General features: G+C 61.9%; 8 protein-coding genes. 2 read left to right on the top strand and 6 right to left on the bottom strand.

Annotated features, from left to right (window positions below; translation table 11 throughout):
• A partial coding sequence (locus LD28_RS0114545) for a cation:proton antiporter domain-containing protein (protein ID WP_033137669.1) occupies window positions 1-982 on the bottom strand: 982 nt, incomplete at its 3' end.
• A 54-nt stretch (window positions 983-1,036) separates the two neighbouring features.
• Window positions 1,037-1,786 (bottom strand): HAD-IIA family hydrolase, encoded by a 750-nt coding sequence (locus LD28_RS0114540; RefSeq protein WP_033137668.1) that lies wholly within the window; start codon window positions 1,784-1,786, stop codon window positions 1,037-1,039.
• Window positions 1,787-1,983: 197 nt separating this feature from the next.
• On the opposite strand from LD28_RS0114540, the gene LD28_RS0114535 reads away from it, so the two are divergent.
• The gene (locus LD28_RS0114535; RefSeq protein ID WP_050514341.1) at window positions 1,984-3,048 is read left to right on the top strand and encodes an adenosine deaminase; all 1,065 of its coding nucleotides are present in this window, start codon (window positions 1,984-1,986) and stop codon (window positions 3,046-3,048) included.
• A 97-nt stretch (window positions 3,049-3,145) separates the two neighbouring features.
• On the opposite strand, the gene LD28_RS0114530 is transcribed toward LD28_RS0114535, so the two are convergent.
• From LD28_RS0114530 to LD28_RS0114515, 4 genes are all read right to left on the bottom strand, one after another.
• Complete coding sequence (locus LD28_RS0114530; protein WP_033137667.1) at window positions 3,146-4,132, bottom strand: zinc-binding dehydrogenase; 987 nt, start codon at window positions 4,130-4,132, stop codon at window positions 3,146-3,148.
• Window positions 4,133-4,292: 160 nt separating this feature from the next.
• Complete coding sequence (locus LD28_RS0114525) at window positions 4,293-5,402, bottom strand: alkene reductase (RefSeq protein ID WP_033137666.1); 1,110 nt, start codon at window positions 5,400-5,402, stop codon at window positions 4,293-4,295.
• Between the two features lie 196 nt (window positions 5,403-5,598).
• Window positions 5,599-7,134, bottom strand: coding sequence for a TerC family protein (locus LD28_RS0114520; RefSeq protein WP_033137665.1), 1,536 nt, complete (start codon window positions 7,132-7,134; stop codon window positions 5,599-5,601).
• A gap of 300 nt (window positions 7,135-7,434) precedes the next feature.
• Window positions 7,435-8,361: a cation diffusion facilitator family transporter gene (locus tag LD28_RS0114515; RefSeq protein ID WP_033137664.1), complete on the bottom strand. Its 927-nt coding sequence runs from the start codon at window positions 8,359-8,361 to the stop codon at window positions 7,435-7,437.
• Between the two features lie 167 nt (window positions 8,362-8,528).
• Here LD28_RS0114515 and LD28_RS0114510 point away from each other — a divergent pair.
• On the top strand, window positions 8,529-10,483 hold a 1,955-nt coding region (locus LD28_RS0114510), incomplete at its 3' end, for an FAD-binding and (Fe-S)-binding domain-containing protein (RefSeq protein ID WP_033137663.1).

The following is a 10,483-nucleotide window of genomic DNA, read 5'->3' as shown; positions in this document are numbered from 1 at the left end:
AGCCCGCCTTGGCAGCGATGGCGGCGACGATGAGGCCAAACTCCGAGAAGTTGGTGAGCGCCAGCGTCGAGAGCAGGGCGGTACGCACCCGCAGGTGGGCGCCGCTATAGACCAGATAGTAGAGGGCGCTTTTGAGCGGCAGGGCCAGCACCAGCGCCAGTGCCAGCAACATGGTGTCGTGGGTCGGCAGGCCGTTGAGGCCGATGGTGAGAAAGAAGCAGACCAGAAAGAGGTCCTTGAGGTTAAAGAGCGCCTTGGCCAGTCCCGCTGCCGCCGGATGGGAGGCGAGCAGCATGCCGACGATCAGCGCCCCGAGATCCGGCTTGAGCCCGACCACTTCAAAACCGGCGGCCCCCACGACCAGCGCCAGAAACACCCCGAACAGCACCTGCAACTCGCCGTGACCGGCCCGCTCCAGCAGCTTGAACAGCAGCGGGCGCAGTAGCGGCAATCCCAGCACCCAGAGCGCCCAGATGCTGGGCCACTTGCCGCTGGAAAACGCCAGAAACGCCACGGCGAACACGTCTTGCATGACCAGCACCCCGATGGCGATGCGGGCGTAGAGGGCATTCATGTCGCTGCGATCTTCCAACACCTTGACTGCGAAGACGGTGCTGGAGAAGGAGAGGGCAAAGCCCAGCAGCAGCGCCAGTTTCCAGTCCAGCGACAGGGCGAGATGGAGCCCCAGCCCCTTGCAGACCAGCAGCACCACGGTAAAGAGCAGGGTGGAGAGCAGCAGGTGCAGGCTGGTGGTGCCCCACACATCGCGCCGCATCAGGGTTTTGATATTGAGCTTGAGGCCGATGGTGAACAGCAGCAGGGTGACGCCGAGATCGGCCACTTCGCTCAGGGCGGGGGTATTGTGATACCCCATGGCGTTGAGGATAAAACCGGCGGCCAGAAAGCCGAGCAGGGGGGGCAGGCCAATCAGATTGACCAGCATGCCGCAGCCAAAGGCCACGGCGATCAGAATGGGTTCCATAACAGATCCTGCAAGGGCAGGAGAGACCTGCCCTGTTTAACGCTTGGGTGGTGATTAGACGATATCGATGTCGACCACGGAGTCGAAAATATGGTTCGGCCTGAACGGCATGCGGTCGATATCCGCCACCTTGCTCACCCCGGAGAGCACCAGCACTGTCTCGAGACCGGCCTGAAAGCCCGCCAGAATGTCGGTGCGCAGGTTGTCGCCGATGATGATGGTGTCGTCGGAGTGGGCCTCCATCCGGTTCAGCGCGGCACGGATGATCCAGGCGCTCGGCTTGCCGACATAAAACGGCTTCTTGCCGGTCATCCGCTCGATGGGGGCGCACAGGGCGCCGCAGGCCGGGTGCATCATGGGGCCGTGGGTATCGGGGTTGGTGGCGATAAAGCGGGCCCCCTGATCGACGAACTTGGCGCCCAGCTGCATCATGGTCCAGTTGTAGTTGCGGGTCTCGCCCACCACCACGAAGTCCGGGTCGATGTCGGTGATGGTGAAACCGGCCTTGTAGAGCTCGTGGGTCAGCGCCCCTTCGCCAATCACATAGGCCTTTTTACCATCCTGGCGTTTGAGAAAATCAGCGGTGCCCATGGCGGAGGTGTAGAAGCACTCCTCCGGCACCTCGACCCCGGCGGAGCGGAAGCGGTTTTGCAGATCTTTCTGGGTCTGGGCCGGGTAGTTGGTCAGAAACAGCAGCTTGCTGCCCTGCTCCAGCAGGCGGTGGACGAAACGGTCGGCACCGGGGATGAGATCGTTATTGTGCAGGATGACACCGTCGATATCGCAGATGACGTTCTTCTTCATGAAAACTCCTTGTCAGGGCGCAGGCGAGCCGCCAATCGTTAAGATGTTCAATCATTTATGATTTTTGTGACGCCATTATAAGTCTGTTTGATGACAAGTCTCCCCTGTCTCGCCACTTCGGTGCACAATAAAGCTGCCGTCGGGTCAGTCTGGTGGAGGGGCTGACGCCGGAACACTTTGCTGATGGAGCCGTCGCTATGGACACCCCTATTCCCAAGCCAGTCACACCTGAACACCTCACCGCCGCGCAATTTATCGCCGGACTGCCGAAACTGGAGCTGCACCTGCATATCGAGGGCAGCCTCGAACCCGAGCTGATGTTTGAGCTGGGCCGCCGCAACGGTGTGCCACTGCCCTGGCCCGACGTGGCCAGCGTGCGCGCCGCCTATGACTTTGACTGCCTGCAATCCTTTCTCGACCTCTACTATCGCGGCGCCAGCGTGCTGGTGACCGAGCAGGACTTCTTCGACCTCACCTGGGCCTATCTGGAGCGTTGCGCCGCCGATAAGGTGGTGCATGTGGAGATCTTCTTCGACCCGCAGACCCACACCGCCCGCGGCGTTCCCTTTGCCACCGTGCTGGGTGGCATCGAGCGGGCGTTGCAGACCGGGGAGCGAGAGTTTGGCATCAGCTGGCGTCTTATCATGAGCTTTTTGCGCCACCTGAGTGAGGAGGAGGCGTTCGCTACCTTGGCTGAGGCGGAGCCGTTCCTGTCACGGATTCACGGCATCGGCCTCGACTCGGGGGAGAAGGGTAACCCGCCGACCAAGTTTGCCCGGATTTTTGCCAAATGCCGCGAACTGGGGCTGCCGGTGGTGGCCCACGCTGGCGAAGAGGGGCCCGCCGACTACATCTGGCAGGCGATCAACGAGCTGCAGGTATGTCGCATCGATCATGGGGTGCGCTCGGCAGACGATCCCGAGCTGCTGCGCTATCTGGCCGATACCCGGTTGCCGCTCACCGTCTGCCCCCTCTCCAACACCCGGCTCAAGGTGTTCGACCAGATGGCCCAGCACAATGTGCTGCGGCTGCTGGAGCAGGGGATCTGCGTCACCATCAACTCGGACGATCCCGCCTATTTTGGCGGCTACATGGGGGCCAATTTTGCGGCGCTGGCGTACGATCTCGGCGCCACCCCGGATCAGCTCTGCCGCCTCTCGCTCAATGCGGTTGAGGCGAGTTGGCTCTCTCTGGCCGACAAGGCGCGGCTGACCCGGGAGATCCGCAGTTATGCCGCGACCCACGGGGTGATCCTGCACTGAGCCAGATGCTGCTGATGTCGAGATAAAAAGAGGCCCGCCATCACTGGCGGGCCTCTCTCGTTTCAATGGCCGGTGTGGTTGCCGGGTGAGGTCAGCGTTACGCCACTCGTACCAGAAACTTCTCGCCCTGTCCTTCGCGCTTGACGCGGTCGAGCAGGGTGGGCAGCGCCTCGAAGTCGCCGACCACCAGTGGCGGCAGGGTCAGTTCACCGCTCGCCATCTGTTCCATCATGGCGACACCGGCGGCCACCAGTCGACTCCACTGTTTGTCCGAGCCAAAGGTGTGCTGGGCACCCAGCGCAATCTCGTGCAATGAGTGGCACTGGCTAAAGGCGGGCAGCGGATTGTGGGGGATACGCCCAAGCACCGTCACCATATGGCCGTAGTAGCCAAGGGCGGGTAGCAAGCTTTCTGCCTGCTGGCTGGAGACCAGATCGATGATCCCCTCAAACGGCTCGCTGCCGTTGGCGGCTTGCAGGGTGGCCAGCCAGTCGGGATCCCGATAATCGGCCACCCCCTGCACACCTATCTGTTTAAGCCACTGATGGTGGCGTGGGCTGGCGCTGGCAAAGACACGCGCCCCTTGCCGGAGGGCGAGCTGCACCGCAAAGCGGCCAACACTGCTGCCCGCGCCGGTGATGAGCAGCGCTTCCCCGTGCAGGCGCGGCAACTTGGCCAGCGCCTGCCAGGCAGTGAGGCCGGGACAGGGCAGGGCGGCAGCCGCCTCGTCGCTCAGGGCATCGGGCACCGGCAGCAGGGCGCGGGCGGGTACCCGGGTGTGGCGGGCAAAGCTGCCGTGATGGCGCAGGTCGGTATGATAGGCGACCCGGGCGCCGAGGCGCAGATGGCTGACGTTGGCACCGAGCGCCACGATAGTGCCCATGCCATCGACGCCGGGCACCTGACCATCCTGCCAGTTGGCGTGGCCATATTCGATCAGCTTCCAGTCCACCGGATTGAAGGCGATGACCCGGTTGGCCACCAGCACCTCGTCAGGGGCGAGCGGTGCTAAAGAAAGTTCGGTCAGGGTGAGCTGCTCTGGCTCGCCCGGGGCATGCCAGCACCAGGCTTGGGTGTGATTCATGGGGACTCCTTGCAAAACTGTGGGAGAGAGCCTAACGAGATTATTGCAATAGTAAGACAGTCATAACTATCACTGTTACGGATGCGCAACAATACAGCAGGCCCCAACCAGTGGGGCCTGCTTTAAGTGGCCGGTTGGCCATCGGCAAGCAATGACCGGTTTATGCGCCATCGGCCTGATAGGTCGGGTAGTCGGTCAGCCCCTGCTCGCCGCCGCCAAACAGGGTGGCCGGATCATGGGGGGCCAGCGGATAGCCGTGGCGCAGCCGGTTCGGCAGATCCGGGTTGGCGACGAAGGGGCGGCCAAAGCCAATCATGTCGGCCCAGCCCGCGTCGAGGGCGGCGCGCGCCCGCTCTCCGTCATATTTACCGGCGTAGATCAGGGTGTTGGGGAAGGCATCCCGCAGACCCTGCTTGAAGTTCTCCGGCATCAGCGGCGCATCGTCCCAGTCCGCCTCGGCGATGTGCAGGTAGACCACGTTGAGCTGGCCCAGCAGGCGGGCGGCGGCCAGATAGGTCTCCTGCGGGTTGGCATCGACAGTGCCGTTGAGGGTGGTGAGCGGCGCAAGACGCACCCCAACCCGGTCAGCACCGATTTCGCTGCTGACCGCTTCGGTCACCTCTTTGAGGAAGCGCAGCCGGTTTTCCAGCGAGCCACCGTAACTGTCGGTGCGAGCGTTGGATTCGGAGTCGAGGAACTGGTTGATCAGATAACCGTTGGCGGCGTGCAGCTCGATGCCGTCAAAACCGGCGCTGATGGCGTTGCGGGCCGCCTGACGGAACTGGCCGATCACCGCATCGATATCGGCTTGAGTCATGGCGCGCGGGGTGACGGTCTCGACAAAGCCCGGCACATCGCTGCCGTTATCGACGAACACCTTGACGCCCACTGCGGGCAGGGCCGAGGCCGAGATAGGCTGGGCGCCGCCGATGTTGTCCGGATGGGTGACCCGGCCGACGTGCCAGAGCTGGGCGAACATGGTGCCCCCTTTGGCGTGCACGGCATCGGTCACAAGCTTCCAGCCGGCGATCTGCTCGGCGCTGTAGATCCCCGGCGTCCAGGCGTAGCCCTTGCCCATGGGGTCGATTTGGGTGCCTTCGCTGATGATCAGGCCCGCGTCGGCGCGCTGGGCGTAGTAGCTGGCCATCATGGCGTTGGCCACGTCACCGGGCTGACTGGCACGGGAGCGGGTCATGGGGGGCATGACGATGCGGTTGGCAAGGTGCAGCTGGCCGAGGCGCAGCGGGCAGAACAGGTGATCGTGGCTCATCTTGAGTTCCTCATGGTGGAAGTGATGCCACTTTATGCCGCCATCTTGTTGTGAAAAAGAGGGGTAATTGCACAAGAGAATTGCGCTTGATGCAGCAATCAGTGCAAACCGCCGGGATAGAAGGCGTTGAGGCATAAAGTTGAAGCATAAAAAAGAGGGCCGTCTGGCCCTCTTCTGTTTTCTGCTGGTGGCAGGATCAAGCCGCGCCCGGCATCACTTTCACCCGCTCGATGCGCCGCTCGCTCACCTCGATCACCTCGAAGTTGAGCTGCTGCAGCTGCAACTGCTGGCCCGGGGTGGGCAGGGTGCCGAAGTGGGAGAGCAGCATGCCCGCCAGGGTCACGTATTCATCGCTCTCGCTCACCAGTCCCTCGTGCTCCAGCACCTGCTCCACATGGTGGATGTTGGTGCTGCCGTTGATCAGCCACCCTTCGCCATCGCGCACGATATCCGGGGTTTCGTCCTCATCCGGCAGCTCGCCAACGATGGCCTCCAGCAGATCGTGGGTGGTGACCAGCCCCTGGATCACGCCAAACTCGTCGGAGACCAGAATAAGGCTCCCCTTGGCTTTGCGCAGCTCCGCCAGCAGGCGGATCACGTTGATGGTCTGCGGCACGATAATGGGGTCGTTCTGCTTGGCCAGTTCGCTTAAGGATTGCCCCTCGTTGAGGGCAAACAGCAGATCTCGCGCCTTGACCACCCCGATCACCTCGTCCAGATCCCCGTCACAAATCGGGAACAGGCTGTGGGGCTCCCGCTGCAGCAGGGCGCGGATCTCGTCGCTGGAGTCGTTGATATCGATCCAGGCCATATCGGAGCGCGGGGTCATGATGGTGCGGATGGATCGCTCGGCCAGCGACAGCACGCCGGTCACCATATAGCGCTCCTCCTCGCCAAAGCTCACCGGTGCGGCGGCCGGGGCATCGAGATCGTCGTCCGGCTGATCCTGATAGGCCTTGCTCCCCATCAGCTTGAAGATGGCGGCGGTGGTACGCTCGCGCAGCGGCTGCTTGGATTCGTGGCGCATGATGCTGCGCTGGGCCAGCTGGTTGAAAAACTCGATCAGCACCGAGAAGCCGATGGCCGCGTAGAGGTAACCCTTCGGAATATGGAAGCCGAAGCCTTCCGCCACCAGGCTGAAGCCGATCATCAGCAGGAAGCTCAGGCAGAGCACCACCACGGTCGGGTGGGCGTTGACGAAGCGGGTCAGCGGCTTGGAGGCGAGCACCATCACCACCATGGCGATGGTGACGGCGGCCATCATGACGCCAAGGTGTTCCACCATGCCGACGGCAGTGATGATGGAGTCGAGCGAGAAGACCGCATCGAGCACCAGGATCTGGGCGATCACCACCCCAAAGCTGGCGTAGGCGCCGACCGGGCCGTCATCGTGAGGCTTGGCTTCCAGCCGCTCGTGCAGCTCGGAGGTGGCCTTGAACAGCAGGAACAGGCCGCCCCCCATCAGGATCAGGTCCCGACCGGAGAAGGGGTGATCCCACAGATGCAAAATCGGGGTGGTCAGGGTGACCAGCCATGACATGACGCTCAAGAGCGCGAGTCGCATCAGCAGGGCGAGGGAGAGACCGATGACGCGCGCCTTGTCCCGCTGGGCGGGGGGCAGTTTTTTCACCAGGATGGCGATGAAGACCAGGTTGTCGATCCCCAGTACGATTTCCAGAATGATCAGGGTAAACAGACCGATCCAGATGTGGGGATCCAGCAGCAATTCCATGGTATGACCTCAATAAAAACAGACAGAGCAAACAGTGATCACGGCGCACGATGGCCGCAGTAACAGCAAGGCAACGGTGTTATTCAGAGGCGCGGATGAAGCAGATAAAGATAGGCTTTGACAGAAAGAGACGAAGGGCAACTTCGGGGATTGTCCATGATGGGCAATAAAACCTCGGGTGAAAAATGAGCCCTGATGATAACGATTGGCGCCAATTTGGCAAGTGCAGCATCAGCGGGGCGTGATGGGGTGGTGATGAGACAGGGGGAGGCGGCCGGGCCGCGCTCCCCCGCTCGGTCGTTACAACCAGCGCTTTTCGCGGGTGAAACAGACCGACAGCCAGGCATCCCCCAAGGTATCGCCGAGGCGGGACCAGAGCTCCTGGCGCAGGGCATCCTGACGCTCGACGGGCCACTCCTGACCCGGCGCCACCAGAATATTCAATTCCAGATCGAAGCGGCGACCGCTTTTTGCCAGATGGCTGTAGCACTCGATGCCGTGACGCTGGCGCAGCGCCTCGATCTCCTGCTCGACTTGCCGTGGCACATCCCCCTTGGGGGCGATCTTCAGCACTTCCCGCAGGTTGCGACCGAGCACCTTGATGGGGATGAGGGTGGCGCAGAGGGCCAGCAGCGAGACCAGCACCGGGTCTATGTAACGGTTGTATTGGCCATAGCCGATGGTATCTAGCCCCATCGCGACCAAAAAACCCACCAGCAGGGTGGCACTCAGGATGGTATCAACCAGCCACTCCTCTGAATCGACCCGCACCAGTTCGGAGTTGAACTGCTTGGCCAACCGCGCTTCGACCAGATAAAACAGGGAGCATAAAAAAGTGGAGATAGCGGCGCAGATCAGCGCGTGGCCGAGGTCAATGTCACGGCCGCCCGCCAGCAGGGTGGTGATGCCGCTATAAAGCGCCCCCAGACAGAGCAGTAGAATAATGACCCCGTTGATCACATTGGCAATGGGTTCGAAATGGGCGTAGCCGTACTGGAAGCGGGCATCGGAGGGGCGGGTCACGAGGTAGGCGGTGATGAGGCCAAGGCCGGTCATGCCCATACTGAACAGGCTAAAAATACCGTCGAGCATAATCGCGTGGGATCCCACCAGCAGGCCATAGCCGATGCCGAAGATGGCAAACCCTATGCTGCCGAACAGCGACAGGGTCAAAGCCTGCTTTTCGGTGGTGATAAACGTACTGATAACATGGCTGTGGTGAGCCATAAAAGTCCTCCTTTCAAATGGTGAATATTGCCAAGCGCAAGCGGTTTTCTAGCTGATATACTGCCCGCTCACATGTGAGCGGACTGGCCTGATTGCCATTGATCGGCGGCTGGCCAGTCGTTGTCGCCGGCGTGCCGGCATCAAGCAAAGGATGGGAACAAGGATTCATGATCCCGAGACTCGATTACCAGGACAGTTTGTCACCCGCAACCCTGCAGTTTCTTGAGTTGCTAGAGCGCAGCGCATTTCGTGGTGATATCGAAAAGTCTTATGCAAGCCGGTTGGCGATGGCGACGGATAACAGCGTCTATCAGGTCGTACCTCAGGCGGTTCTCTATCCGCGCAGTGCGGACGACATAGCAGCAATGCTCAAGCTGGCCGCAGAGCCGGCGTTCGCCTCCTTGAGTTTTTTCCCTCGTGGTGGCGGTACCGGCACCAATGGTCAGTCATTGGGCGGCGGCATTATCGTCGATCTCTCCCGTTATATGAACCAGATCATGGAAATTAATCTGGAGGAGGGGTGGGTGCGCGCCCAGGCCGGGGTGGTGAAAGACCAGCTCAACGCCTATCTCAAACCGCACGGCTACTTCTTCTCGCCGGATCTCTCCACCTCCAACCGCGCCACCCTGGGCGGCATGATCAACACCGACGCCTCGGGGCAGGGGTCCCTCGTGTACGGCAAAACCTCGGATCACGTGCTGGGGCTCAAAGCGGTGCTGGAGAATGGCGACATCATGGCCACCGAGCCGCTGACCGGTGATCGACTTGCCGACAAGCTGGCGCTGGAGAATCGGGAAGGGGAGATCTATCGCACCCTCTATCGCATCGGCAAGGAGCGCCGAGCCGACATCGAGGCGACCTTCCCCAAGCTCAACCGCTTTCTGACCGGCTACGATCTCAAACACCTCTATCAACCCGATACCGATACGCTGGATGTGAGCCGGGTGCTGTGCGGCTCGGAAGGCTCCCTCGGTTTTATCACCGAAGCCAGACTCAACATCACCCCCATCCCGCACTACCGCACCCTGGTCAACGTCAAGTACGACAGCTTCCCCTCCGCCTTGCGCAACGCCCCTTTTATGGTGCAGGCGCAAGCTCTGTCGGTGGAGACGGTGGACTCCCGGGTGCTGGGGTTGGCCCGCGCCGACATCATCTGGCATTCGGTTAAAGATCTTATTCAGGATGTGCCCGGCAAGGATCTGCAGGGGCTCAACATCGTCGAGTTTGCCGACACCGATGAAGCAGAACACAAGGCCAAGGTGGCAGAGCTCTGCCGCCGTATCGACGACCTGCTGGCCAAGGGCGAGGCGGGGATCATCGGCTATCAGGTGTGTGACCATCTGCCGAGCATCGAGACCATCTACACCATGCGCAAGAAGTCGGTGGGGCTGCTGGGCAACGCCGAAGGGCGCAAGAAGCCGGTGGCCTTCACTGAAGACACCGCTGTTCCGCCCGAATCCCTGGCCGATTTCATCATGGAGTTTCGCGCCCTGCTGGATGCCCACGGCCTCGACTACGGCATGTTTGGCCACGTCGATGCCGGTGTGCTGCACGTGCGTCCGGCGCTTGACTTGTGCGATCCCGAGCAGGAGGTGCTGCTGCGCCGTATCTCCGATCAGGTGGTGGCGCTCACCGCGAAATATGGCGGCCTGATGTGGGGGGAGCACGGCAAGGGTTTTCGCTCCGAATACAGCCCCGCCTTCTTTGGCGAGCTGTGGGAAGAGCTGCAGCGGGTCAAGGGGGCGTTCGACCCGGCCAACCGTATCAACCCGGGCAAGATTTGCATCCCCTATGGCAGCGGCGCCGAGCTGGTGTCGGTGGATGGGCCCAAGCGCGGCAAGTATGACCGCCAGATCCCGCTGGCCGTGCGTACCAGCTACACCCGTGCCATGGATTGCAACGGCAACGGCCTCTGTTTCACCTTCGAGACCGACTCCCCCATGTGCCCCTCGGTCAAGATCAGCCGTGATCGCCGCCACTCCCCCAAGGGGCGGGCCGGCCTGATGCGCGAATGGTTGCGTCAACTGGCGGAGCAGGGGTTCGATCCGCTGGCGGAAGAGGTGGCGCTGCAATCCGGTGGCGTGCGCTTCAAACAGCTGGTGGACAAGGTGCGCAACAGCTG

The sequence above is a fragment of the Aeromonas finlandensis genome (assembly GCF_000764645.1).
GTDB lineage: Bacteria > Pseudomonadota > Gammaproteobacteria > Enterobacterales > Aeromonadaceae > Aeromonas > Aeromonas finlandensis.
This window is presented reverse-complemented; position numbering and strand designations above follow the sequence as displayed.